Below are 24,715 nucleotides of genomic sequence, written 5' to 3'. Positions count from 1 at the left end.
GGAGGGGGTCCGTCTGATCCAGACGGGCCCCCTTTCTGCCCCTTCCGACTCCCAAAAGGAGCCCTAGTGGACCAGTGGATCACCCTCGACTGGGAGGCACTGGGCGCGAACTTCTGGAGCGCGACCGTCGACGGACTCACGTTCGGCGGCATCTACGCACTCGTCGCGCTCGGGTACACGCTCGTGTACGGCGTTCTCAACCTCATCAACTTCGCGCACTCCGAAGTCTTCATCGTCGGTGCGTACGCGATCGTCTTCACCCTCACGTCCCTCGGCTTCGGCCCTTCCGTCCCGAACCTCGCCTGGTACGCGATCGCAGCGAACCTGCTGCTGGCGGTGGTCTTCGGCATGCTCGCGTCCGCCATCACAGCCTTCATCGTCGAACGGGTGGCCTACAAACCACTGCGTGACAAGGGCGCGCCACGGCTCGTCTTCCTGATCTCCGCGATCGGCATGTCGTTCGTCATCCAGTACCTGATCTTCGTCTGGCGCGGGCCCAACCCCGAGCCGTCGGTGATCATGTTCGAGAACAAGGCGATCTTCGACATCGGCGGGACGCTGATCTACTTCGACTCGATCCTCATCGTGAGCGCAGCGATCCTCATGATGATCCTGGTCGACCAGTTCATCCGGCGGACCAAGCTGGGTCGAGGCATCCGCGCTGTCGCGCAGGATCCCGACACGGCCACCCTCATGGGCGTGAACCGCGAGCGGATCATCATCAGCACGTTCATCATCGGTGGCCTCCTCGCCGGTGTGGCAGCGCTCTTCTACGTCATGAAGGTGCCGTCGGGCGTCCTCTACCTCGGTGGCTTCCTCCTCGGGGTCAAGGCGTTCACGGCGGCAGTCCTCGGCGGCATCGGCAACGTCCGGGGAGCACTCCTCGGCGGGCTGCTGCTCGGACTGATCGGCAACTACGGGCAGATCCTGCTCGGGAGCGCGCAGTGGACCGACGTCGTCTGCTTCGTCGTCCTGATCGTCGTCCTGATGGTCCGACCGGAAGGCATCCTCGGGAGCAACCTCGGAAAGGTGAGGGCATGAGCACCGGTACGCCGATGGGCGGGGCCTCGGAGTCCCAGGCCCGCGCCGACGAGCTGGTCGAGGAGACGACCAAGCCGTCCCGCCTGCGAGGTCTCTCGTACTGGTGGAACCATCTTCCGCGCACGGGTCAGTGGGGCTTCCTGCTGATCGCCGTCGCGGCGGCCTTCGCGCTGCCGCTGGTCAACATCCCGCTGATCACCACCGAGCCCGGCAACAACTGGCCGCTCGCCTGTGCCGAGATGGCCCGTTACGCCCTCGTCGCGATCGGCCTGAACGTCGTCGTCGGCCAGGCGGGCCTCCTCGACCTGGGCTACGTCGGCTTCTTCGCCGTCGGTGCCTACGTCGCCGCTCTGTGGACGTCGCCGGACTCCACGCTGGTGCACATCCCCTACCTCCTGACGCTGCCGCTCGCGGCCATGGTCACGGTGGTGTTCGGGGTGCTGCTCGGTATCCCCACGTTGCGGCTCCGCGGGGACTACCTGGCGATCGTGACGCTCGGCTTCGGCGAGATCATCCGCCTGCTGGCGACGATCATCCCGGCGCTGAAGGGCCAGGTCGGCTTCCAGAACGTGGGTCGCCCGCCGGGCCAGGACGCGGACGGCAACGACGTGTTCGTCAACAGCGCCGGCGCGCCGTGGTACTGGCTGACGATCACGGTGATCATCGTCATCATGATCGCGCTGGGCAACCTCGAGCGAAGCCGTGTCGGACGCAACTGGATCGCCCTGCGTGAGGACGAGGACGCCGCCGAGATCATGGGCGTCCCCACCTTCCGCTTCAAGCTGTGGGCGTTCGGGATCGGCGCCGCCCTCGGCGGCGGCGCAGGTGCCATCGCGGCCGGTCAGATCGGCTTCGTCAACAACCAGCGGTTCGACGTCCAGATGTCGATCATGTTCCTCGTGGCAGTCGTCCTTGGCGGCCAGGGCAACAAGTTCGGAGCGATCATCGGCGGGGCGCTCGTGGCCTACATCCCGCTGCGGTTCACCGCGATCGCCGAGTACAAGTACCTCATCTTCGGTGCCGTGCTCGTCGTGCTGATGATCTTCCGGCCGCAGGGTCTCTTCGGCAAGCGTCCCCACCTGCTCACGTTCGAACGCCGAGCGCACAAGCGGATCGCGAACCTCTCCGAGGCTCCCTCCGCTCCGGCCACGAAGGAGGCAGGACAGTGACCGACAAGCTCACTCCCCCGTCGGCCACCCCGAAGCCGGACGCCCCGCCGCCGCTCGACTCCGAGGTGGCCCAGCTCGCTGCTCCGGAGCGCGAGATCGCCGTCGAGGTCGGGGACAAACTGGTCGAGATCCAGAACCTCACGATGCGCTTCGGCGGACTCACGGCGCTCGACGACGTGTCGTTCGACATCAAGCGCGGAGAGATCCTGGGTCTCATCGGTCCCAACGGTGCCGGCAAGACCACGTGCTTCAACGCGATGACCGGCGTCTACCGCCCCACCGAGGGCCAGGTGCTCCTCGAGGGCGAGGCGATCGGCCGACGCAAGCAGCACAAGATCACGAGGCTCGGCATCGCGCGGACCTTCCAGAACGTCCGCCTGTTCGGCGAGATGACGGCTCTGGAGAACGTCGTCGTCGGTCTCGACGCCCGGCACAAGGTGGGTGTCTGGGGCTCGCTGTTCCGTACCCCGCGGCTCTACCGCGAGGAGAAGGAGGCCATCGACCGCGGCATGGCGCTGCTCGAGTTCGTGGGCATCGCCGACAAGGCGATGGACCAGGCGAGCGCTCTCCCGTACGGCTACCAGCGCCGGCTCGAGATCGCCCGCGCGCTGGCGACCGACCCCAAGCTGCTGTGCCTGGACGAGCCGGCGGCAGGCTTCAACCCTGCCGAGAAGGAAGAGCTCATGGAGCTCATCCGGACCATCCGCGACGACGGCTACACGGTGCTGCTCATCGAGCACGACATGCGGCTCGTGATGGGGGTGACCGACCGGATCGTGGTCCTGGAGTTCGGCAAGAAGATCGCCGACGGGCTCCCCAAGGACATCCGTAACGACCCGACGGTCATCGCCGCCTACCTCGGAGAGGAAGACTGACGTGGCGTTGCTCGAGATCAACGACGTCTCTGTCCACTATGGACGCATCCAGGCGCTGCACGGCATCTCGCTGACCGTCGACGAGGGTGAGATCGTCACCCTCATCGGCGCGAACGGTGCCGGCAAGACCACGACGATGCGCGCGCTCGCCGGGCTGCTGAGCCTGTCCTCCGGCACCGTGATGTTCGAGGGCGAGGACATCTCCAAGCTCGCGGGCCACAAGCGCGTCGTGCGTGGCATCTCCCTCACGCCGGAGGGTCGAGGCATCTTCCCCGCGATGACGGTGCGCGAGAACCTCGAGATGGGGACGTACGCGCTCAAGGAGCGTGACACGGTCAGCGAGAGCTTCGACCGGGTCTTCGACCTGTTCCCTCGGCTCAAGGAGCGGGAGACCCAGGCGGGAGGCACGTTGTCCGGCGGCGAGCAGCAGATGCTCGCCATCGGGCGCGCCCTGATGGGCCGACCCAAGGTGCTGCTGCTCGACGAGCCCTCCATGGGACTGGCGCCGCAGTTCATCCGGCAGATCTTCTCGATCATCTCGCAGGTGAACGAGCAGGGCATCACGGTGCTGCTCGTGGAGCAGAACGCCAACCAGGCGCTCAGCCGTGCCGACCGGGCGTACGTGCTGGAGACGGGACGGATCACGCGCTCGGGCACCGGCCCCGAGCTGCTGGCCGACCCGGCCGTCAAGGAGGCCTACCTCGGCGTCGCCTGAGCGCCGTCGCCGTACGACGAAGCCGGCCCACTCCCTCTCGGGGTGGGCCGGCTTCGTCGTGGCAGGAGTCCGCGCGCGCGGCGACGCTAGTCGCGGACGAGCCGTGTCGTGTACGCCGGGGAGATGCCCTTGATCGCGTCGCCCATCCGGTGGATCCGCAGGGCGTTCGTGGAGCCGGCGATCCCCGGCGGGCTGCCGGCCACGATGACGACCTCCTCGCCCTCCGAGCACTGACCGATGGCGAGCAGCGCACGGTCGACCTGGAGCACCATCATGTCGGTGTGCTCGACCTCGGGCACCAGGAAGGTCTGGACTCCCCACGACAGCGCGAGCTGGTTACGGACGACCGGGTCCGGGGTGAAGGCGAGGACCGGCACCGTCGACCGGTAGCGTGTCATGCGCCGGGCGCTGTCACCCGACGTCGTGAACGCGCAGAGATATCTGGCACCGATGCTCTGTGCCACGCCCGCCGCCGCACGGCCGATGACGCCGCTGCGGGTCCGGGGGTCCCAGTGGTACGCCGCCATCCGCGGGAGCCCGTGCTCCTCGGTGCTCTCGACGATCCGCGCCATCGTGCGGACGGTCTCCATGGGGAACTCCCCCACGCTCGTCTCGCCCGACAGCATCACGGCGTCGGCACCGTCGAGGACGGCGTTGGCGACGTCGGAGGCCTCGGCTCGTGTCGGCCGCGGAGCCGAGATCATCGACTCGAGCATCTGCGTGGCGACGATCACCGGCTTGGCGTTGCGCCGAGCCTTCTCGACGATCAGCTTCTGGACGATCGGGACGTCCTCCAGCGGCAGCTCGACACCGAGGTCGCCTCGCGCGACCATGATGCCGTCGAAGGCATTCATGATCTCGTCGAGGTTCTCGACGGCCTGGGGCTTCTCGATCTTGGCGATGACCGGTCGGCGGACGCCCACCTCGTCCATGATCGCGCGGACGTCGTCGGCGTCCGCGCCGTGGCGGACGAACGACAGCGCGATGAAGTCGACGCCGGCGCGCAACGCCCACCGGAGGTCGTCACGGTCCTTCTCGGAGAGAGCGGGCACGCTCACGCTCACGCCAGGCAGGTTGATGCCCTTGTTGTCGCTGAGCAGGCCGGGCACCTCGCACTCGGTGACGACGTCCTTGTCCGTCACCTCGGTCGCGCGCAGACGCACCTTGCCGTCGTCGATGAGGATCGCGTCGCCCGGATTGACGTCGCCGGTCAGCCCGGCGTACGTCGTCGAGCACCGGTGCTGGTCACCGACGACGTCCTCGACGGTGATCGTGAACGAGTCACCGACCGCGAGCGGCACCGGGCCGGAGCCAAACCGACCGAGGCGGATCTTGGGGCCCTGGAGGTCGGCCAGGATCGCGATGGGCTCCCCGTGTACCTCTGCGGCGTTGCGGATCCAGGCGAACGAACGATCGTGGGTCGCGTGGTCGGCGTGGCTCAGGTTGAGGCGGGCGACGTTCATGCCTGCTTCTGCCAGCTCGAGGATCTTCTCCTCCGACCAGACGGCGGGACCGATGGTGCAGACGATCTTTGCTCTACGCACCACTCAACCCTAGAGCGCACCCCCAGGACCACGCGACCCGACCCGCGATATTTGTTGTTCGAAAACCAGAATTCTGTCGAACGGCGGCCCCACGGCAGGGCCGCGTCCCCGATGTGGGCGGTTGGACACGAAACCGTGTACGGGATTCCGTGATGAACTGCCCACATCGGGGACGAGAGGTCCGCTCAGACGACGAGGGGCCGCTCGGTCGGCCGGATCGGCGACGGCAGCGTGGTGGCGCCGTTCAGATAGGCATCCACGCCCGCGGCGCAGGACCGGCCTTCGGCCAGGGCCCAGACGATCAGCGACTGCCCGCGGCCGGCGTCGCCGGCGACGAAGACCCCGTCGACCGACGTCATGTAGGACGCGTCCCGCGACACGTTGCCACGCTCGTCGAGCCCGACACCGAGCTGCGAGACGACTCCGTCGGTCTCCGGGCCGGTGAAGCCCATCGCCAGCAGCACCAGCTGCGCGGGGATCTCACGGACGCTCCCCTCGACCTCCTGGAACCGGCCGTCGACCAGCTCGACCTCGACCATCCTCAGCGCGCGGACATTGCCCTCGTCGTCGCCGAGGAACTCCTGCGTGGAGACGGCGTAGACACGCTCGCCACCCTCCTCGTGGGCCGAGGCCACCCGGTAGGTCATCGGGTACGTCGGCCACGGCTGGTGGCCGGGTCGCTCCTCGGCCGGACGGGGCATGATCTCGAGCTGGGTGATCGAGCGAGCCTGCTGCCGGATCGCGGTCCCGAGGCAGTCCGCGCCGGTGTCGCCGCCACCGATGATGACGACGTCCTTGCCCTCGGCCGTCACCTGTCCCTCGACCGACTCGCCGAGCGCCACCCGGTTGGCCTGCGGGAGATAGTCCATCGCCTGGTGGATCCCTCCGAGCTCACGTCCCACCGTGGGAAGGTCCCGGCGCACCGTCGCACCGGTGGCGAGCACCACGGCGTCGTAGCGGTCGCGAAGCTCGTCGCCGGTGATGTCGGCACCGACCGCCACCCCGTTGCGGAAGATGGTGCCCTCAGCCGTCATCTGCTCGATGCGGCGGTCGAGGACAGCCTTCTCCATCTTGAACTCGGGGATCCCGTAGCGGAGCAGACCACCAGGGCGGTCGTCACGCTCGTACACGGCGACCGTGTGGCCGGCCCGCGTCAGCTGCTGGGCGACGGCCAGGCCGGCCGGTCCGGAGCCGACCACCGCGACCGTCCGACCCGTCAGCCACTCCGGCGGCTCGGGCACGACACGACCGTCGTCCCAGGCGCGGTCGATGATCGAGACCTCGACGTTCTTGATCGTCACGGCGTCGCGGTTGATCCCGACGACGCAGGCGGTCTCGCACGGTGCCGGGCACAGGCGTCCGGTGAACTCCGGGAAGTTGTTCGTCGCGTGCAGCCGCGAGAGCGCCTCGTTCCAGTCGTCGCGCCAGACCAGGTCGTTCCACTCCGGGATCAGGTTGCCCAGCGGACAGCCGGAGTGGCAGAACGGGATGCCGCAGTCCATGCAGCGTCCCGCCTGCTGCGTGATGATCGGCAGGAGGGCACGCCCCGGGCTGCCCGGATAGACCTCTTTCCAGTCGTGGATCCGGTCTCCGACCGGACGGCGCGGCGCGACCTCGCGCGGCGTCTTCATGAAACCCTTCGGATCAGCCACGGATCGCTGCCTCCATCATCGCTGCGGTGGTCTCGTCCTCGCCGAGACCGGCCTCCTCGGCTGCGGCTCGCGCCTGCAGCACCCTGCGGTAGTCCATCGGCATCACCTCGGAGAAGCGTGCCAGCGCGGTCTCCCAGTCGGCCAGCAGCGCCGCTGCCACCTCCGAGCCGGTCTCCTCGGCATGGCGCGTCACGAGCGCCTTGAGCTCGTCGGGCGCACCGACCTCGTGGACCTCGACCAGCTCACGGTTGACGAGGTCCGGGTCGAGGTCGAGGACGTACGCGACTCCCCCGCTCATGCCCGCCGCGACGTTGCGGCCGGTGCTGCCGAGGATCACCACGCGGCCACCGGTCATGTACTCGCAGGCGTGGTCGCCGACGCCCTCGACGACCGCGGTCGCTCCCGAGTTGCGGACGCAGAACCGCTCGCCGGCGCGTCCGCGGACGAAGATCTCGCCGCTGGTGGCGCCGTACCCGATGACGTTGCCGGCGATGATCTGCTCCTCGGCGGCGAACCGCGCCTCACGGGGAGGACGGATCACGAGGCGCCCGCCGGACAGGCCCTTGCCCACGTAGTCGTTGCCGTCACCCTCGAGCCGCAGCGTGATGCCGCGAGGGACGAAGGCGCCGAACGACTGACCGGCGGAGCCGGTGAACGTGATGTCGATCGTGTCGTCAGGCAGGCCCGCCCCGCGGTAGCGCTTGGTCACCTCGTGGCCGAGCATCGTGCCGACGGTGCGGTTGACGTTGCGGATCTCCAGCTGGGCCCGCACCGGCTCGCCCCGCTCCAGGGCGTCGGCCGAGAGGGCGATCAGCTCGTTGTCGAGCGCTCGCTCCAGGCCGTGGTCCTGACCGACGGTGTGGTGCCGAGGCGTGCCCTCGGGCAGCTCGGGCACGTGCAGGATCGGCGTCAGGTCGAGCCCGCTGGCCTTCCAGTGAGCGATCGCCTCGCGGGTGTCGAGCATCTCGGCGTGTCCCACGGCCTCCTCGATGGAGCGGAAGCCGAGCGCCGCGAGGTACTCCCGCACCTCCTGCGCGATGTACTCGAAGAAGTTCACGACGAACTCCGGCTTGCCCGAGTACATCTTCCGGAGCTCGCGGTTCTGGGTGGCCACGCCCACGGGGCAGGTGTCGAGGTGGCAGACCCGCATCATGATGCACCCGGACACCACCAGCGGCGCGGTCGCGAAGCCGAACTCCTCCGCACCGAGCAGCGCGGCGACGACGACGTCGCGTCCGGTCTTGAGCTGGCCGTCGGCCTGCACGACGATGCGGTCGCGCAGACCGTTGAGCAGCAGCGTCTGCTGGGTCTCCGCGAGGCCCAGCTCCCACGGACCACCGGCGTGCTTCAACGACGTCAGCGGGGAAGCACCGGTGCCGCCGTCGTTGCCCGAGATGAGGACGACGTCGGCGTGGGCCTTGGACACACCGGCGGCGACGGTACCGACGCCGACCTCCGCGACCAGCTTGACGTGGACCCGCGCCGACGGGTTCGCGTTCTTGAGGTCGTGGATGAGCTGCTTGAGGTCCTCGATCGAGTAGATGTCGTGGTGCGGGGGCGGCGAGATGAGGCCGACACCGGGCGTGGAGTGGCGCGTCCTCGCGACCCAGGGATAGACCTTGGGCCCCGGCAGCTGACCGCCCTCGCCCGGCTTGGCGCCCTGGGCCATCTTGATCTGGATGTCGTCGGCGTTGGTGAGGTACTCGGCGGTGACGCCGAACCGTCCCGAGGCGACCTGCTTGATGGCGCTGCGCCGCTCCGGGTCGTACAGGCGGTCGGGATCCTCGCCGCCCTCACCGGTGTTGGACTTGCCGCCCAGACGGTTCATCGCGATCGCGAGGGTCTCGTGCGCCTCCTGGCTGATGGAGCCGTACGACATCGCGCCGGTGGAGAACCGCGTGACGATCGCTGAGACCGGCTCGACCTCGTCGACCGGCACCGGCGGGCGGGCGCCCTCCCTGAGCTTGAGCAGACCGCGCAAGGTCATCAGACGCTCCGACTGGTCGTCGACGCGCTCGGTGTACTGCTTGAAGACGTCGTAGCGACCTGCCCGCGTGGAGTGCTGGAGCCGGAAGACGGTCTCGGGGTCGAAGAGATGCTCCGCACCTCCACGACGCCACTGGTACTCGCCGCCGACGTCGAGCTGGCGACGCGAGGCCGAGATGCCCGCCGTCGGGTACGCCTTCGCGTGCCGGGTGCGCACCTCCTCGGCGACGACGTCGAGGTCGATGCCGCCGAGTCGCGACGTCGTCCCGCTGAAGTAGCGGTCGACGAGCGCGGCGGACAGTCCGACCGCCTCGAAGATCTGCGCGCCCGTGTACGAGGCGACGGTCGAGACGCCCATCTTGGACATCACCTTGAGCACCCCCTTGCCGAGGGCGTAACGCAGGTTGGCGACCGCCTTCTCGGGCGTGACACCGTCGATGTAGACGGCGTTGCGGGCGAGATCCTCCGCAGTCTCGAGCGCGAGGTAGGGATTGACCGCCGACGCGCCGTAGCCGAGCAGCAGGGCGACGTGGTGGACCTCGCGCACGTCGCCGGCCTCGACGAGGAGCCCGACCCGGGTGCGAGTCTTCTCGCGCACCAGGTGGTGGTGCACGGCGCCGGTCATCAGCAGCGACGGGATCGGCGCGAGCTCGTGGTTGGCGTGCCGGTCCGACAGCACGATGATGCGCGCGCCGTCGGCGATGGCCGCCGAGACCTCGGTGCACAGCTCGTCGAGCCGTGCGCGCATCGCGTCGGCACCACCGGCGACGTCGTACAGGCCACGGACCACGTACGTCGAGAGCCCGGGCATGTTGCCGTGCCGGTTGACGTGGCGGATCTTGGCCAGCTCATCGTTGGTGATCACCGGGAACGACATCTGGAGCTGCCGGCACGACGCCGGCGTCGCCTCGAGCAGGTTGCCCTCGGCACCGACCGTGCTCAGCAGCGACGTGACGAGCTCCTCACGGATGGCGTCGAGCGGCGGGTTGGTGACCTGGGCGAACAGCTGGTTGAAGTAGTCGAAGAGCAGCCGCGACCGGTCCGACAGCACCGCGATCGGCGTGTCGGTGCCCATCGACCCGATCGGCTCGGCACCCGTGCGTGCCATCGGCGCGAGGAGGATGCGCAGCTCCTCCTCGGTGTATCCGAAGACCTGCTGGCGTCGCGTCACCGAGGCATGGGTGTGGACGACGTGCTCGATGTCGGGGAGGTCCGAGAAGCGGACGAGGCCGGAGTAGAGCCACTCGTCGTACGGGTGAGCACCGGCGAGCTCGTGCTTGATCTCGTCGTTGGTCACCACACGCTTCTCCTCGAGATCGAGGAGGAACATCTGACCCGGCTCCAACCGGCCCTTGCTGACGATCGTCGCCGGGTCGAGGTCGAGGACGCCGGCCTCCGATGCGAGGACCACGAGTCCGTCCTCGGTCTGCCAGTAGCGTCCCGGTCGCAGCCCGTTGCGGTCGAGGACCGCGCCGATCTGCGTGCCGTCGGTGAAGACGACACAGGCCGGCCCGTCCCACGGCTCCATCATCGTCGAGTGGAACTCGTAGAACGCCCGCAGCCGCGGGTCCATCACCGGATTGTTCTCCCAGGCCTCCGGGATCATCATCATCATCGCGTGAGGGAGGCTGCGACCGCCGAGGTGCAGCAGCTCGAGCGCCTCGTCGAACGACGCCGAGTCGGAGTCCTCCGGGTCGACGATCGGGAAGAGTCGGCTCAGGTCGCCCGGGATCAAGGACGACTCGAGCAGAGCCTCGCGGGCCCGCATCCAGTTGCGGTTGCCGCGGGCGGTGTTGATCTCGCCGTTGTGCGCGATGAAGCGGAACGGGTGGGCCAGCGGCCAGCTCGGGAACGTGTTGGTCGAGAAGCGGCTGTGGACCACGGCGAGCGCCGAGGCCATCCGAGCGTCAGTGAGGTCGGGGAAGAAGTGGTCGAGCTGGTCGGTGGTCAGCATGCCCTTGTAGGTCAGGGTGCGGGCCGACAGCGACGCGAAGTAGACGTCGAGCTCGTGCTCGGCGCGCTTGCGCAGTGCGAAGGCGCGGCGGTCGAGATCGATCCCCGTACGCTCCCCGTCGGCGTCGGCGACGAACAGCTGGGCGAACGAGGGCATCGCGCCTCGCGCGGTCGCCCCCAGGATGCCGGGATTCACCGGGACCTCACGCCATCCGAGCACCGTGAGGCTCTCCTCCGCGGCGAGCCGCTCGACACCCTCGCGTGCCGCCTCCGAGAGCGCCGCGTCGACGGGCAGGAACGCCGTTCCGACGGCGTACGCCCCCGGGTCGGGGAGCGCGAAGTCGACCGCGTCACGCAGGAACGCGTGCGGAACCTGGATGAGGATGCCGGCGCCGTCGCCGGAGTCGACCTCGGCGCCCACGGCGCCGCGGTGGTCGAGGTTGCGCAGGGCCGTGAGGCCCTGTGCCACGATCTCATGGCTGGCCTGGCCGGTCAGGGTCGCGACGAAGGCGACGCCACAGGCGTCGTGCTCGTCCTCGCCGGAGTACAGGCCTTGAGCTGGGGGAATCCCGCGCATGCCGCTCTTCTCCCGTCGTCTTCGCGATGGTGCTGCGGACGGGGGACTCACGTCGAACGCGAGGGCCAGTCCGTCAGCGGGGAACAACCACACCGAAGGGACGACAGTGGCCCTCTATGGCCTGCTCAGGTTACACGATTGTTGCCGCTGGCGACCCGCTGGTACGAATCGGACTCAGACGGCCACTCCCCCGACGAGACTGCCGACGAGGAACGTGAGGCCGGCGGCAGCTCCACCGAGGATCAGCTGGCGCAGCCCGCCGAACCACCAGGGCCGGTCGGTGATCGCGGTGACGACGGCGCCGACGCCGAACAGCGCGAGCAGGGACACCGTGACCGTCGGAACGACCGAGACGATCCCGAAGAGCAGGGGTACGAGCGGGATGATGGCCCCGACGGCGAAGGACAGGAACGAGGAACCCGCGGCAAGCATCGGCGACGGGAGGTCGGTGAGGTCGACCCCGAACTCCTCTCGCGCATGCACCCGCACGGCGTTCTCGGGATCGGAGTGGATCTGCTGCGCCACCTCGCGCGCCACGTCCTCGTCGACGCCCTTGGCGACGAACATGGACGCGAGCTCCGCCTGCTCGGCACGGTCATGGCGGGCGATCTCTCGGCTCTCCCGCTCGACCTCCGCGCGTGCGAACTCTGCCTGGCTGGCGACGGAGGTGTACTCCCCCACCGCCATGGAGAAGGCGCCCGCGGCCAGTCCGGCGAAGCCCGCGAGGATCACGGGCTTCGGGTCGGTGGTCCCGCCTGCCATGCCCATGATCAGCGCAAAGTTGGAGACCAGTCCGTCCGAGGCGCCGAAGACCGCTGGTCGGAGCCAGCCGCCTGTGACGTCGGGGTGCTCGCTCCCGATGGTCGCCGGATCGGGCAGCGGGTACGACGGCTGGTCCGGCGCGTCGTCGGGCGTGCGGCGGTCACTCATGCCCTGAACCTACGACCGCGGCTCGTCGCCGTCATCCCGGGCACGGCTCGTCTCATGGTCGCCGGACGCCGTCGTCCGGTCCTCCGCGGGGTCCTCGGCAGCACCGCTGTCGTCACCGTCGGACGCGCCGTCGTGGTCGCGCCCGTCGATCTGGACGGTCGTCTCGCGGTCGCCACGACCGGTCCGGGTCAACCAGACGAACAACGCGACCGCGGCCACGAACAGCACGATCGACGTCCACTGGTTGAGCCGGAGCCCGAGGAACTCGTGGGCGGTGTCGATCCGAAGACCTTCGATCCAGAACCGGCCCGCGGTGTAGATCGCGACGTACAGCGCGACGACGCGGCCGCCGCCGAGCCGGAACCGTCGGTCGGCCCAGATGAGCACGAAGAAGCCGAGGAGGTTCCACAGGGACTCGTAGAGGAAGGTGGGGTGGAACGTCTCGTACTGCGCCACGTCCGCGGGACGGTGGGCAGCATCGATCTCCAGGCCCCACGGGAGGTCGGTCGGGCTGCCGAACAGCTCCTGGTTGAACCAGTTGCCGAGGCGACCGATGGCCTGGGCGAGCAGGACCGCAGGAGCGAGCGCGTCGGCGAAGGGAGCGAAGCGGATGCCTTGGCGACGGCAACCGATGTAGGCGCCGAGCGCGCCGAGCGCGATCGCACCCCAGACCCCGAGGCCACCCTCCCAGACGTAGAGCGCCCGGATCGGCTCTCGACCCTCGCCGAAGTAGAGCTCAGGGTTGGTCGCCACGTGGTAGAGCCGAGCGCCGACGAGGCCGAAGGGGATCGCCCAGACCGCGACGTCGGCGACGGCTCCGGGCTTGCCGCCGCGAGCCTGGAATCGGCGGTCTCCGACCACGATCGCAGCGACGACGCCGGCGATGATGCACAGCGCGTACGCCCGCAACGGGAACGGCCCGATGTGCCAGACCGACTCGGCCGGACTCGGGATGGACGCGAGGATCACGCGGGAGCTCCCTCTTCTGGGCTGTGAACGTCGGCACGAGCCCGCTCGACGCCGGCGCGGAGGTCCTGGGCGAGGCTGCGGACGGCGGCCACACCCGCGGGGCGGTCGGAACCAGCCTGGAGCAGGCACGCCACCAGGGCGGAGCCGACGATCACCGCGTCGGCGAAGCGACCCACGTCCGCGGCCTGGTCACCGTTGCTGACCCCCAGACCGACGCCGATCGGGATGTCAGTGAGGCGTCGGACGCGTTCGACCAGCGCCGGCGCCGCCGTGCTCGTCGCGGTGCGCGCGCCCGTCACTCCCATGACCGAGGTCGCATAGAGGAACCCGCTCGACGCGGCACCGGTCATCGCGATGCGCTCGTCGGTCGAGGAGGGCGCGACGAGGAACACCCGGTCGAGGCCGTGCGCAGAGGCTGCGGCGACCCACTCACCGGCCTCGTCGGGGATGAGGTCCGGCGTGATCAGGCCCGCACCTCCCGCAGCCGCGAGCCGGGAGGCGAACGTGTCGACGCCGATGCGCTCGACCGGGTTCCAGTAGGTCATGACCAGGGTGGGCGCCCCCGTGGCGGCGACAGCCTCCACGGTGTCGAACACGTCGGCGATCCGGGTGCCGGCGCGCAACGCCGCGTCGGCCGCCTTCTGGATGGTCGGCCCGTCCATCACCGGGTCGGAGTAGGGCAGCCCGATCTCGACGATGTCGACACCGGCGTCGACCATCGCGACCATCGCCTCGATGGCCGTCTGCTTGTCCGGGAAGCCCGCCGGCAGGTAGCCGACGAGTGCGGGGCGACCCTCCGCGCGGGTCTTCGCGAGGACCTCGTCCAACCGGCTCATGCGTCATCCTCGGCGAGCAGGCCGAAGTGCTCACCGGCGGTGTGGACGTCCTTGTCACCGCGACCGGACAGGTTCACCAGAATCGTCGGCGTGCGCCCGAGCGTCTCGGCGAGCTGCGGTGCGATCCGCAGCGCGCCCGCGATCGCGTGCGCGGACTCGATCGCGGGGATGATCCCCTCGGTCTTGCAGAGCAGGTCGAAGGCGGCCATCGCCTCGTCGTCGGTCACCGGCTCGTACGTCGCCCGGCCCGTCTCGGCGAGGTAGGCGTGCTCGGGACCGACCCCCGGGTAGTCCAGGCCTGCCGAGATCGAGTGCGACTCCATCGTCTGCCCGTCCTCGTCCTGCAACAGGTAGGAACGTGTGCCGTGCAGGACGCCGACGTCACCGGCCGTGATCGTCGCGGCGTGGCGCCCGGTCTCGAACCCGTCGCCACCAGCCTCGAACCCGTACAGCCGGACGTCGGCGTCGCCGACGAAGGCGGCGAAGAGCCCGATCGCGTTGGACCCGCCGCCGACGCACGCGGCGGCGGCGTCGGGGAGCGAGCCGGTCAGCTCGAACGTCTGAGCGCGGGCCTCGTCGCCGATCCCCCGCACGAGGTCGCGGACGATCTCCGGGAACGGGTGGGCGCCGGCAGCGGTGCCCAGGAGGTAGTGCGTGTCGTCGACGGTGCCGACCCAGTCGCGCAGCGCCTCGTTGATGGCATCCTTCAGCGTGCGGCTGCCGGTGGTCACCGGCACGACGGTGGCACCGAGCATCTGCATGCGGGCGACGTTGAGCGCCTGGCGCTCGGTGTCGACCTCGCCCATGTAGACGACGCACTCGAGGTCGAGATACGCGCAGGCGGTGGCCGTCGCGACGCCGTGCTGGCCCGCACCGGTCTCGGCGATCACGCGACGCTTTCCCATCCGGCGGGTGAGCAGGGCCTGGCCGAGGACGTTGCGGATCTTGTGGGCCCCCGTGTGGTTGAGGTCCTCACGCTTGAGCAGGATGCGCGCACCGGCCCGCTCCGACAGCCGGGTCGCCTCGTAGAGCGGGCTCGGCACGTTGGCGTACTCGCGGAGCATCCGGTCGAGCTCGCCGGTGAAGGTCGGGTCGGCCTTGGCCTCACGCCATGCTCGCTCGAGCTCGTCGAGGGGCGCGATGAGCGCCTCGGGCATGAACCGTCCCCCGAACTGGCCGAAGTGGCCGTGCGCGTCGGGGAGCGTCGAAGGGCTGGTGCCGGCCGAGGCCGCGGAACTACTCATAGATCGATCCTTGCAGGTGGCGTCAACACGAGGTGCGACGGGAGATGGAGGCCGGAGCGAGTCCGGTCACCATCGGTGCTGCAGCGCCGGGTGGGATCCGGCCGCCACCAGGTCGGCCACCGTCGAGCGCGGGTTGCCGCCGGTGACCAGGGTCTCGCCGACCAGGACGACCTGGGCTCCCGCGCGGGCGTACTCGATGACATCCTTGGTGTCACGGACACCGGACTCGGCGATCTTGACGACCGAGTCGGGGATCCGTGGCGCGAGGCGTGAGAACGTCGTGCGGTCGACCTCGAGCGTCTTGAGATTGCGTGCGTTGACACCCACCAGGGTCGCGCCCGCGTCGATCGCCCGCTCGACCTCGTCCTCGTCGTGGACCTCCACCAGCGGGGTGAGGCCGATGGACCTGGCCCGCTCGATCAGCGACTCGAGCGCCGACTGGTCGAGGGCGGCGACGATCAGGAGCGCCATGTCGGCCCCGGCTGCCCGCGCCTCCCACAGCTGGTATGAGGTGGTGATGAAGTCCTTGCGGAGCACCGGGCAGTCGACCTGGGCCCGCACCGCGCGGAGATCGTCGAGGCTCCCCGAGAAGCGACGCTGCTCGGTCAGGACCGAGATCGCTGCGGCACCTCCCGCGGCGTAGTCCACCGCGAGCGCCGCCGGGTCCTTGATGTCGGCCAACGATCCCTTGGACGGGCTGGCACGCTTGACCTCGGCGATCACGGAGACACCGTCGGCGCGGAAGGCCGGCATCGGATCGAGGGCGGGGTCCTGGCGTCCGGCGCGCTCCTTCAGGTCGGCGAGGGGGATGGTAGCCATCCGCTCCTCGAGGTCCTCGAGAACTCCCGCAAGGATGTCGTCAAGAACAGACATCGCGGCCCTGCCTTCCCACCCGTGGACGCCGGCGCACGCTCCCCGACGTGACCGACCTGCCTCACAGCGTATCCAGCCCGGCTTCCACCAGGACACCGCCCCCTCGCCGCGACGCGCGACGGCTCGCCCTCCGGACACCAGGCGCACCGGGAGCCACGGTGCGCACCCGCCGAGGCGTACGGCAGAATGCGGGACTCCCAGCGCCTGATGAAGGAGCACCATGAGCTATCCCCCGCCCGGTGGGCCGACACCACCCGACAACGACCCGCCCCGATACGACCCGTCTCAGGGCGGCTACGGCGATCAGCCCCCCGGCGGGTATGGCAACCAGCCCCCCGGCGGCTACGGCGACCAGCCCCCCGGCGGCTACGGCTACACGCCTCAGGGCGATGGGCCGTACGGCGAGCCGCCCAAGAACTCGCCCAAGGCGATCTGGGCGCTGGTCACGGGCATCCTGGGCCTCTGCTGCGGCCCGCTCGGCATCGTCGGCATCATCCTCGGCCGTAGCGCCAAGGCGGAGATCGACGCCTCGAACGGCCGTCTCACCGGAGGCGGCCTTGCCCAGGCAGGCCTCATCATCGGCATCATCGCCGTCGTCCTCTGGGTCCTCACCGTGCTCGTGCGATTCGTCTTCTCGGCCGGCAACTAGCCGGTCGACGCGAAGCGCCCCTCACCGCACCTGCGGTGAGGGGCGCTTCGTCGCTCCGGGCACTAGGGAGCCAGCGACGAGCCCCACGGGGTGTTGCGGACCACGGTGAAGACGAAGCCGACCACGATCAGCACCACGCCGACACGCGACGTGATCGCGATCATCGGCGCTCGGGCGTCGCGGAGCCGACGAGGGATCCACAGGGCGAACGCGACGGCGAGGGTCGCGACGAGCAGGACTGCCAGGACGTTGCTCGAGAGAGCGGCACCCACATCCAGGTCGGTGAGGGCGTGGACGGCACGCAGCCCACCGCAACCGGGGCAGGCCCAGCCCGTCACGGCCTGGAACGGGCAGAAGCCGTAGCTCCCGGATGTGTTCGGGTCACGGAAGTGCAGCAGTGCCGCGGCGGCGATCCCGCCCGCCCCGACCAGGGCCGGCGTGCGCAGGGCACGCCACCTGGAGACGCGGGGCGGGACCTCCACCGGCATGGTCACGCCTTCACGACCACCGACGACACGATCATGTCGTGCCAGGTCTGCTTCTTCTTGTCCCACAGGGGCCAGAGGAGGTCGAGGAAGCACAGGCTGGACAGCACGCTGTAGAGCAGCCAGCGCAGCACGCCTGTGCCGGCGCCCTGTGGCTGACCGGTCTTCAGGTCGACGACCTTGATGCCGAGAATCTGCTTGCCGATGCTCTGGCCGCCCTTGCCCTGGCGGGTGCCCTGGTTCCAGATCTGGAACGCGAGACCGACGAGGAAACCGAGGATCAGGATGATCACGCCGGCGGTCATGAGGCCGCTGTTGCTGACCTCGCTGGTCGTCGTGCCGAAGGAGTCGGTCTCGGTCTCCGTCGCCGCACCCATCATGACGGCGCCGATGACCACCGGGATGATCATGATGAGCCACGCGATGATCCCGTCGATGAGGAGCGCACCGACCCGTGACCACCAGCCCGCGTACGGCGCCGGAGGCTGGTAGTCCTGGACCTGCCCATAGCCGCTCCCCCCGTACTGGCCGTACTGCGGCGGCTGCTGACGGTAGCCCTGCGGCGGCGGACCGTAGCCCTGCGGCGGCTGGCCGTAGCCCGGGGGCGGCTGCTGGCCATAGCCGGGCGGGGGCTGCTGGCCGAACGGCGGTGGCTGCTGGCCGTACGGCGCGGGCTGCTGCGGCGGGTACGGCGGTTGGTCGGACACGGGATCTCCCTCGGGGTCACCACCGCTCGAGCGGTGGGATGTGCGTACGGCCGAAGTCTGGCGGAATCAGTGCTCCTTCGCGCCGAGACCCGCCGCAGACATCACCTTGCCGACGAGGGCCGAGCCGAGGACGAGCGCGACGCCGATCCAGAACAGCACCCAGGCGGGGCCCATCAGCAGCGCCACACCGCCGACGGTGAAACCGATCAGGCAGATGACGACCGCAGTCCAAGCGGCCGGGGAGGAACCATGCATCGTGCAAACCTCTCTACGACGGGTCGTGCTCGCAGGCGAGCGTCAGGGGGATGCCGCTCAGCCTAGACGGTCGGGTCCTCGCCCCGGTCGAGTGCCTTCCACGGGTCCTCGTCGGTCTGGGCCCGCTGCTGCCCCACGGAGTCGTAGCGGCGCCCCATCGACGGCCAGCCCCGGCCCCAGCGCACGACCGCGAGCCCGGCCAGCGCGGGGAGGACGAGCGCGACGAGGCACGCCCATCGCCAGGCCGTGCCGGTCGCCCGGTCGGCGAGCCGATCCTGCAGCGCGGCGTCACCTGCCATCGCGGGCGAGTCGGCGAGCGACGTGACCAGCGCGTCGTGGACGGCATCACCGCCGGTCGCCACGACCACGATCGCGCCGACGGACGCGAGCGCCACCAGGAGACCCACGCCGGTCCGGACCCGACCGGCGCTCGCGAGCACGGCGACGCTGCCGGCGAGCGCGACGAGGACGAGCCCGCCGACGACCGGGAGTGCGTCGTTCCCGCTCACCGAGACCGCGTCGCGGGCGAGACCCTGGGTCTCCACCGTGACCTTCGACCAAGGCTGCGACGCGGCGAAGAAGGCCGCCGCCGCTCCCACCACGCCGAGCAGGACGGTCAGGCCGTAACCGCGGCGGTTCACCGCTCCGACCCCAGCAGCACGTCGTCGTCGAAGCAGGTCCGTGCCCCGGTGTGGCAGGCGGGACCGGTCTGCGCCACCGTGACGAGAAGGGTGTCGCCGTCACAGTCCAGCCGGACCTCGCGCACCTCCTGGACGTGGCCCGAGGTGGCGCCCTTGACCCAGTACTCCCGCCGACTGCGGCTCCAGAACGTCGAACGCCCCGAGGTCAGCGTGCGACGCAGCGCCTCGTCGTCCATCCACCCGACCATGAGGACCTCGCGCGTGTCCGCCTCCTGGACGACGGCGGGGACGAGACCGTCGGCGTCCCGCTTGAGGCGAGCGGCGATCGCAGGGTCGAGGCGTGCGGAGTCAGTCACGCCAGCCATTGTCCCAGGCAGCACCAGCGGCGTCGTCGAGGCCGTCGGGCGAGGGCGACGCCTCGATGCCCAGGTGGGCCTGGGCCACCCAGGAGGCGTGCAGGCGGGCGTACGTCCCGTGACCGGCGGCGAGCCGGGCGTGCGGTCCGTCCTCCACGAGGCGTCCCGCATCGAAGACGAGCACCCGGTCGGCCGCCTCGGCGGTCGAGAGACGGTGAGCGATCACCACCGACGTCCGGCCCGCCAGCAGGTGCTCCAGCGCCCGTGACGCCCGCATCTCGGTCTGCGGGTCGACCGCGCTCGTCGCCTCGTCGAGAACCAGCAGATCAGGATCGGCGAGGTAGGCGCGGACGAGCGAGACGAGCTGCCGCTCACCCGCCGACATCGACTCGCCACGCTGCCCGACCTGGGTGTCGAGCCCGTCCGGCAGGGACATGAACCAGTCGTCGATCTGCAACGCGGCGAAGGCCTCGCGCATGCGCTCGGGAGACGCGTCGAGGTCCCCGTAGCGGAGGTTCTCGGCGAGCGACGCGTCGAAGAGAAAGCCCTCCTGCGGCACCATCACCACCCGCTTGCGCAGGGTCGCGAAACCGATGTCTCGCAGGTCGACGCCGTCGAGCGTCACCCGGCCGTCCGACGGGTCGGTCAGGCGCGTGAGGAGCTTCGCGAACGTGCTCTTGCCGGAGCCGGTCTCGCCGACGACGGCCACCCTCTGCTCGGCGGGGATGGTGACGTCGAGGTCGTGGAGCACGTCCGGACCACCCGGGTAGGCGAAGCGCACGCCTTCGAACCCGACCTCGAGGGCACCGCCGGGCAGGACCGACCGCCCCTCGCCCGGGTCACGGATGTCAGCGGGCGTGTCGAGGATCTCGATCACCCGGCGCCAGGACGAGATCGCGTTCTGGGCCTCGGTCAGCACCTGGGTCGCGGTCTGGACGGGACCGACGAACAGCGACACGAGGAACGCGAAGGCGATCACGCCGCCCAGGGTCAGGTCTCCAGCCACGCCGAGCAGCACGCCGACGACGATGACGGCCGCGTTGGCGAGGCCTCCCGCGATCCCCGCCGAGGCGAAGGTGCCGGCGACCAGCCGCTGTGCCCGCACGTTGGCCCGCAGGTTGGTGCCGATGGCCTCGTCGATGCGGCGCTGGGTGCGGCGCTCCACGGCGTACGCGCGGACGACGGATGCGCCGACCACCGGCTCGGCGATCACGCCCAGCATCGTGCCGACCGTGGCACGCGCATGGTCGTACGCCCGCGACATCCGACCCTGGAGCAGCACCAACGTGAGGACCAGCGGGACGAAGCAGGCCCAGACGACGAGCGTGAGCTCCCAGCTGTAGAACGCCATGATCACGGTCGCGACGGCGACCTGGCCGACGCTGGTGACGATCATGATCCCGTTGAACTGGAGGAACAGCGACACCTGGTCGATGTCGGACGTGACACGCGAGACCAGCGCGCCCCGGCGCTCGTGGTTCTGGGTGAGGATCGACAGGTCGTGCACGTGGCGGAACGCCTTGATCCGCAGCTCTGAGAGCCCTCGCTCGCTGGCGGAGAAGAGCCGGACCTTCATCGCCCACGCGCACACGGCGGTGAGAAGGACGACGAGGGCGGCCACGGCGCTCCATCGCAGCACCACACCCTCGTCGGGCCCGCCCTCGGTGGCAAGGCCGCGGTCGATCGCGACCTGGACGACGATCGGGACCACGGCGCCGCCGACCGTGCTCAGCGCGGCGAGGAGCAGGGTGAGGGGAAGCCCTTTGGAGAGGGCGGGCGACAGCGCGAACCCTCGGCGGATGACGTCGAGCCCGCGGACCCGGGGCGCTCCGCCACCGCCGACACCGGTCATGGGCGGTGCGGTCGGCGTGGCCGTCGTCTGCGTGCTCACGGCGCCTCCCGGGTCTGGTCGTAGGCCTGGACGATGTCGGCGTACTCCGGCGAGCGCGCGACCAGCTCGGCGTGGGTGCCGCGGTCGACGAGCCTCCCTCCACGCAGGAAGAGCACCTCGTCGGCGAGGGAGATGGTGGCCTTGCGGTAGGCGACGATGAACACCGTCGGTCCGGCGCCGGAAGCGGTGGAGCGGGCGAGCGCGGACAGGATCCGCTGCTCGACGTCGGGGTCGAGGGCACTGGTGGCATCGTCGAGGACGAGCAGCCTGGGGTCGCGGACGAGGGCGCGGGCGAGCGCGAGCCGCTGGCGCTGACCACCGGACAGCGTGGTGCCGCGCTCCCCCAGCTGCGTGTCGAGGCCGTCCGGGAGCGCGTCGACGAACCCGCTCGCCTGGGTCAGCTCCAGCACCTCGCGCAGACGTGCGTCATCGACGTCCGCGCCGAGGGTGATGTTGTCCCGGACGGTGTCGTCGAAGACGAACGTGTGCTGCGGCACCAGCGCGACCGCCTCGGCGAGCGCGTCGTGGGTCAGTGACGCGATGTCGGTGCCGTCCAGCCGGATCGTGCCCTCCTCCGGGTCGACCAGACGGTCGAGGAGGGACGCGAGGGTGCTCTTGCCCGATCCGGTCAGCCCGACGACCGCGGTGACCGTGCCGGGCTCGAGCGTGAAGCTGAGGTCCTGGAGCACCGGGCGGCCCGGGTCGTACCCGTAGGCCACCGCGTCGACGTCGACGCGGAGCGCACCGTCGCCGGGCAGCCCCTCACGGCCGTACGGCATGTCGCCCGTCGCGCGGAGGACAGCCTGGATACGGTCCCATCCGACGACGGTGCGTGGGAGCTCGCCGAGCACCCACCCGAAGGCGCGGACCGGGAAGCCCACGACCGTGAAGAGGTAGGCGACCTGCACCACGGCGCCCGCCTCGATGTCACCGGCGATCACCCGCTCGACGCCGATCACCACGACGAGCAGGACCGCGAGGTTGGGGAGCATCTCGATCAGGGGGTCGAAGACCGAGCGGATCCGGCCCGAGGCCACGTTGGCGTCGCGGAGCTCTCTCGTGACGGCGGCGAAGCGCGCGGTCTCCTCGTCCTCGCGGCCGAGCGTCTTGACGACCAGGGCTCCGTCGAACGACTCGTGCGCGACGGCGCTGACCCGGCCGCGCAGCTCCTGGGCGCGGGTCACCCGCGGTGACAGCAGGCGCTGGTAGCCGACGTTGATGGTGAACAGCAGGGGGAAGACCACGAGACCGACGACGGTGAGCACGATGTCGGCGGTGAGCATCGCCGCCACCGCGGTGACGAGCATCGCCGCGACGCCGACCGCCATCGGCAGCGGCATCATCACCGCCCAGGTGGCCTCGACGTCGGCGTTGGCGTTGGACAGCAGCTGGCCGGTCGGGTGGCGGGCGTGCCACGACATCGGCAGCGCGAGATAGCGGCGGGTGACCTTGCGGCGGTACGAGGCCATGAGCCGGTAGTAGACGATGCCGCCGACCAGACGGCGCACGATCACGCCCCAGGCCCGGAGCAGGGCGACCGAGATGAAGAGCAGGCTCGCGACGACGGCAGCGCCGGTGGCGAGCTCGCCGTCACGGAACGACGGGACCACCACGTGGTCGGTCGCCCACCCGAGCACCCAGGCGTCGGCCACCGTCATCGCGCCGTAGACGAGAGATCCGACGACCGCGAGCGCAAAGCGACGGCGCTCCTCGGCCACACCTCGCCCGATGATGCCGAAGCCGCGCCGGGTGACGCTGCGGGTCGGCCGGCTCGCCGTACGGGGGGAGACCTGCGCGGAGCTCACCGGACGACGTGCCCGGCGTTGCGAAGCGCACTCTTGACGTCGCCGACCGTCAGGGTGCCGAAGTGGAAAACGCTGGCGGCGAGAAGAGCGTCCGCCCCGGCGTCGACCGCCTCGCAGAAGTGCTCCGGCGTGCCGGCGCCCCCGCTCGCGATCAGCGGCACCCCGGTGACGGTGCGGGCGGCCCGGATCATCTCCAGGTCGAACCCGTCGCGGGTGCCGTCGGCGTCCATCGAGTTGAGGAGCACCTCGCCGATGCCGAGCTCGGTCGCGGCGCGCACCCAGGCGATGGCGTCGCGTCCGGCGGACTGCCGCCCGCCGTGGGTGGTGACCTCGAAGCCGGACGGCTGGTCGGCGGCACGGCGCGCATCGACGCTCAGCACGAGCACCTGGTTGCCGAAACGATGGGCGATCTCGGCGATCAGCTCCGGTCGCTGGAGAGCCGCCGTGTTGACCCCGACCTTGTCGGCGCCGGCTCGCAGGAGCCGGTCGACGTCGTCGACGGTGCGTACGCCGCCGCCGACCGTCAGCGGGATGAAAACCTGCTCGGCCGTCTGCGACACGACGTCGAACGTCGTCGCGCGGGCGTCGGAGGACGCGGTGATGTCGAGGAAGGTGAGCTCGTCGGCGCCCTCGGCGTCGTAGACGCGGGCCATCTCCACCGGGTCGCCGGCATCACGGAGGTCGACGAAGTTGACCCCCTTGACGACGCGGCCGGCGTCGACGTCGAGGCAGGGAATGACACGGATCGCCAGCGTCACCGAGCGCTGCCCGGGTCTGCTTCGGAGACGGCCTGGAGCGCCTCGGGGAGGGTGAAGTTGCCGGCGTACAGCGCCGTCCCGACGATCGCGCCCTCGACGCCGATGCCGGCCAGTCCGGCGAGGGCGCGCAGGTCGTCGAGCGTGGTGATGCCGCCCGAGGCGACCACCGGACGGTCGGTGACCGCGCAGACGTCGCGCAGAAGCTGGAGGTTGGGACCCTGGAGCATCCCGTCCTTGTTGACGTCCGTCACGACGTAGCGGGCGCAGCCCTCCGCGTCGAGCCTCGCGAGCACCTCGTAGAGGTCGCCGCCCTCACGGGTCCATCCGCGGGCCGCGAGCGTGCGGCCGCGGACGTCGAGACCCACGGCCACCCGGTCGCCGTACGTCGCGATCGCCTTGGCGCACCAGTCGGGGTCCTCGAGCGCGGCGGTGCCAATGTTGACCCGGCGGCAGCCGGTGGCCATCGCGCGCTCGAGGGAGGCGTCGTCGCGGATACCGCCCGACATCTCGACCTTCATCTCCACGGAGTCGACGATCCGCGCGAGCAGATCGGCGTTGGAGCCACGGCCGAAGGCGGCATCGAGGTCGACGAGGTGCAGCCACTGCGAGCCGCCCCCCTGCCAGCGCAGAGCCGCCTCGAGGGCGTCGCCGAACGCCTTCTCGGAGCCGGCCACCCCCTGGACGAGCTGGACGGCCCGCCCCTCGATGACGTCGACGGCGGGGAGGAGCTCGAGCGTGGTCACGTCCTTGATCGTACTGACCCGGTCGGACAGGGACGCCCGAGGCCAGCACTCGGGACCACCG

At 70.2% G+C, this 24,715-nt stretch carries 22 protein-coding genes; 5 read left to right on the top strand and 17 right to left on the bottom strand.

Going from position 1 to position 24,715, the window contains the following annotated elements; genetic code table 11:
* The first annotated feature begins 66 nt into the window (after nucleotides 1-66).
* Genes KV102_RS17750 through KV102_RS17735 form a run of 4 tightly spaced genes read left to right on the top strand, consistent with a single transcriptional unit; the run spans nucleotide 67 to nucleotide 3,800 of the window.
* Nucleotides 67-1,041, top strand: coding sequence for a branched-chain amino acid ABC transporter permease (locus KV102_RS17750; RefSeq protein WP_220344427.1), 975 nt, complete (start codon nucleotides 67-69; stop codon nucleotides 1,039-1,041).
* Nucleotides 1,038-2,210 (top strand): branched-chain amino acid ABC transporter permease, encoded by a 1,173-nt coding sequence (locus KV102_RS17745; RefSeq protein WP_255559403.1) that lies wholly within the window; start codon nucleotides 1,038-1,040, stop codon nucleotides 2,208-2,210. The genes KV102_RS17750 and KV102_RS17745 overlap by 4 nt, the downstream gene beginning before the upstream one ends.
* On the top strand, nucleotides 2,207-3,085 hold the full coding sequence (locus KV102_RS17740; RefSeq protein ID WP_301022375.1) for an ABC transporter ATP-binding protein: 879 nt from the start codon (nucleotides 2,207-2,209) through the stop codon (nucleotides 3,083-3,085). The genes KV102_RS17745 and KV102_RS17740 overlap by 4 nt, the downstream gene beginning before the upstream one ends.
* Before the next feature lie 7 nt (nucleotides 3,086-3,092).
* Nucleotides 3,093-3,800: an ABC transporter ATP-binding protein gene (locus KV102_RS17735; RefSeq protein WP_255561237.1), complete on the top strand. Its 708-nt coding sequence runs from the start codon at nucleotides 3,093-3,095 to the stop codon at nucleotides 3,798-3,800.
* Nucleotides 3,801-3,886: 86 nt separating this feature from the next.
* On the opposite strand, the gene pyk is transcribed toward KV102_RS17735, so the two are convergent.
* The 8 genes from pyk to trpC form a co-directional block, all read right to left on the bottom strand.
* Complete coding sequence (gene pyk / locus KV102_RS17730) at nucleotides 3,887-5,344, bottom strand: pyruvate kinase (protein ID WP_220344425.1); 1,458 nt, start codon at nucleotides 5,342-5,344, stop codon at nucleotides 3,887-3,889.
* Between the two features lie 185 nt (nucleotides 5,345-5,529).
* Nucleotides 5,530-6,996 (bottom strand): glutamate synthase subunit beta, encoded by a 1,467-nt coding sequence (locus tag KV102_RS17725; protein ID WP_220344424.1) that lies wholly within the window; start codon nucleotides 6,994-6,996, stop codon nucleotides 5,530-5,532.
* A complete protein-coding gene (gene gltB / locus KV102_RS17720; protein WP_220347066.1) occupies nucleotides 6,989-11,512 on the bottom strand; it encodes a glutamate synthase large subunit in 4,524 nt (1,507 codons plus the stop codon). Before gltB ends, KV102_RS17725 begins: the two co-directional genes overlap by 8 nt.
* A 174-nt stretch (nucleotides 11,513-11,686) precedes the next feature.
* Complete coding sequence (locus tag KV102_RS17715) at nucleotides 11,687-12,442, bottom strand: VIT1/CCC1 transporter family protein (protein WP_220344422.1); 756 nt, start codon at nucleotides 12,440-12,442, stop codon at nucleotides 11,687-11,689.
* 9 nt (nucleotides 12,443-12,451) lie between these two features.
* The gene (lgt, locus tag KV102_RS17710) at nucleotides 12,452-13,411 is read right to left on the bottom strand and encodes a prolipoprotein diacylglyceryl transferase (protein ID WP_220347065.1); all 960 of its coding nucleotides are present in this window, start codon (nucleotides 13,409-13,411) and stop codon (nucleotides 12,452-12,454) included.
* The gene (gene trpA / locus KV102_RS17705) at nucleotides 13,408-14,247 is read right to left on the bottom strand and encodes a tryptophan synthase subunit alpha (protein ID WP_220344420.1); all 840 of its coding nucleotides are present in this window, start codon (nucleotides 14,245-14,247) and stop codon (nucleotides 13,408-13,410) included. Before trpA ends, lgt begins: the two co-directional genes overlap by 4 nt.
* A complete protein-coding gene (trpB, locus tag KV102_RS17700; RefSeq protein WP_220347064.1) occupies nucleotides 14,244-15,491 on the bottom strand; it encodes a tryptophan synthase subunit beta in 1,248 nt (415 codons plus the stop codon). Before trpB ends, trpA begins: the two co-directional genes overlap by 4 nt.
* 66 nt (nucleotides 15,492-15,557) lie before the next feature.
* Nucleotides 15,558-16,364 (bottom strand): indole-3-glycerol phosphate synthase TrpC, encoded by an 807-nt coding sequence (gene trpC / locus KV102_RS17695; RefSeq protein WP_220344418.1) that lies wholly within the window; start codon nucleotides 16,362-16,364, stop codon nucleotides 15,558-15,560.
* 220 nt (nucleotides 16,365-16,584) lie between these two features.
* Here trpC and KV102_RS17690 point away from each other — a divergent pair, with 220 nt between their 5' ends.
* Nucleotides 16,585-17,013, top strand: coding sequence for a DUF4190 domain-containing protein (locus KV102_RS17690; RefSeq protein ID WP_220344417.1), 429 nt, complete (start codon nucleotides 16,585-16,587; stop codon nucleotides 17,011-17,013).
* 62 nt (nucleotides 17,014-17,075) lie between these two features.
* Here the strand turns inward: KV102_RS17690 and KV102_RS17685 are convergent, their stop codons facing one another.
* From KV102_RS17685 to priA, 9 genes are all read right to left on the bottom strand, one after another.
* Nucleotides 17,076-17,501 carry a DUF2752 domain-containing protein gene (locus KV102_RS17685; RefSeq protein ID WP_220344416.1) on the bottom strand — a complete coding sequence of 142 codons (426 nt, stop codon included), beginning with the start codon at nucleotides 17,499-17,501 and terminating at the stop codon, nucleotides 17,076-17,078.
* Nucleotides 17,502-17,503: 2 nt separating this feature from the next.
* Nucleotides 17,504-18,205, bottom strand: coding sequence for an RDD family protein (locus tag KV102_RS19685; protein ID WP_220347063.1), 702 nt, complete (start codon nucleotides 18,203-18,205; stop codon nucleotides 17,504-17,506).
* Between the two features lie 66 nt (nucleotides 18,206-18,271).
* Nucleotides 18,272-18,460, bottom strand: coding sequence for an HGxxPAAW family protein (locus KV102_RS17675; RefSeq protein ID WP_220344414.1), 189 nt, complete (start codon nucleotides 18,458-18,460; stop codon nucleotides 18,272-18,274).
* A 62-nt stretch (nucleotides 18,461-18,522) separates the two neighbouring features.
* Nucleotides 18,523-19,101 carry a Trp biosynthesis-associated membrane protein gene (locus KV102_RS17670; protein ID WP_220347062.1) on the bottom strand — a complete coding sequence of 193 codons (579 nt, stop codon included), beginning with the start codon at nucleotides 19,099-19,101 and terminating at the stop codon, nucleotides 18,523-18,525.
* Nucleotides 19,098-19,466, bottom strand: coding sequence for a phosphoribosyl-AMP cyclohydrolase (gene hisI, locus KV102_RS17665; protein WP_220344412.1), 369 nt, complete (start codon nucleotides 19,464-19,466; stop codon nucleotides 19,098-19,100). The genes KV102_RS17670 and hisI overlap by 4 nt, the downstream gene beginning before the upstream one ends.
* Complete coding sequence (locus tag KV102_RS17660) at nucleotides 19,450-21,348, bottom strand: ABC transporter ATP-binding protein (RefSeq protein WP_308290365.1); 1,899 nt, start codon at nucleotides 21,346-21,348, stop codon at nucleotides 19,450-19,452. Before KV102_RS17660 ends, hisI begins: the two co-directional genes overlap by 17 nt.
* Entirely contained in the window at nucleotides 21,345-23,153 is a 1,809-nt protein-coding gene (locus tag KV102_RS19680; RefSeq protein ID WP_220347061.1) for an ABC transporter ATP-binding protein, read from the bottom strand. The genes KV102_RS17660 and KV102_RS19680 overlap by 4 nt, the downstream gene beginning before the upstream one ends.
* On the bottom strand, nucleotides 23,150-23,911 hold the full coding sequence (hisF, locus tag KV102_RS17650; RefSeq protein WP_220344410.1) for an imidazole glycerol phosphate synthase subunit HisF: 762 nt from the start codon (nucleotides 23,909-23,911) through the stop codon (nucleotides 23,150-23,152). The genes KV102_RS19680 and hisF overlap by 4 nt, the downstream gene beginning before the upstream one ends.
* A complete protein-coding gene (gene priA / locus KV102_RS17645) occupies nucleotides 23,908-24,654 on the bottom strand; it encodes a bifunctional 1-(5-phosphoribosyl)-5-((5-phosphoribosylamino)methylideneamino)imidazole-4-carboxamide isomerase/phosphoribosylanthranilate isomerase PriA (protein ID WP_220347060.1) in 747 nt (248 codons plus the stop codon). The genes hisF and priA overlap by 4 nt, the downstream gene beginning before the upstream one ends.
* Between the last annotated feature and the right edge of the window lie 61 nt (nucleotides 24,655-24,715).

This window comes from Mumia sp. zg.B53 (genome assembly GCF_019550935.1).
Lineage (GTDB): Bacteria > Actinomycetota > Actinomycetes > Propionibacteriales > Nocardioidaceae > Mumia.
Note: the sequence above shows the minus strand (reverse complement) of the source record. Positions and strands in the feature narration are given on the sequence as shown.

Excerpts from the sequence above, each read along its gene's own strand:
- KV102_RS17745 (WP_255559403.1), top strand. The coding sequence starts at position 1,038 with ATGAGCACCGGTACGCCGATGGGCGGGGCCTCGGAGTCCCAGGCCCGC.
- gltB (WP_220347066.1), bottom strand. The coding sequence starts at position 11,512 with ATGCGCGGGATTCCCCCAGCTCAAGGCCTGTACTCCGGCGAGGACGAG.
- KV102_RS17715 (WP_220344422.1), bottom strand. The coding sequence starts at position 12,442 with ATGAGTGACCGCCGCACGCCCGACGACGCGCCGGACCAGCCGTCGTAC.
- trpA (WP_220344420.1), bottom strand. The coding sequence starts at position 14,247 with ATGAGCCGGTTGGACGAGGTCCTCGCGAAGACCCGCGCGGAGGGTCGC.
- trpB (WP_220347064.1), bottom strand. The coding sequence starts at position 15,491 with ATGAGTAGTTCCGCGGCCTCGGCCGGCACCAGCCCTTCGACGCTCCCC.
- trpC (WP_220344418.1), bottom strand. The coding sequence starts at position 16,364 with ATGTCTGTTCTTGACGACATCCTTGCGGGAGTTCTCGAGGACCTCGAG.
- KV102_RS17690 (WP_220344417.1), top strand. The coding sequence starts at position 16,585 with ATGAGCTATCCCCCGCCCGGTGGGCCGACACCACCCGACAACGACCCG.
- KV102_RS17685 (WP_220344416.1), bottom strand. The coding sequence starts at position 17,501 with ATGCCGGTGGAGGTCCCGCCCCGCGTCTCCAGGTGGCGTGCCCTGCGC.
- KV102_RS17675 (WP_220344414.1), bottom strand. The coding sequence starts at position 18,460 with ATGCATGGTTCCTCCCCGGCCGCTTGGACTGCGGTCGTCATCTGCCTG.
- hisI (WP_220344412.1), bottom strand. The coding sequence starts at position 19,466 with ATGGCTGGCGTGACTGACTCCGCACGCCTCGACCCTGCGATCGCCGCT.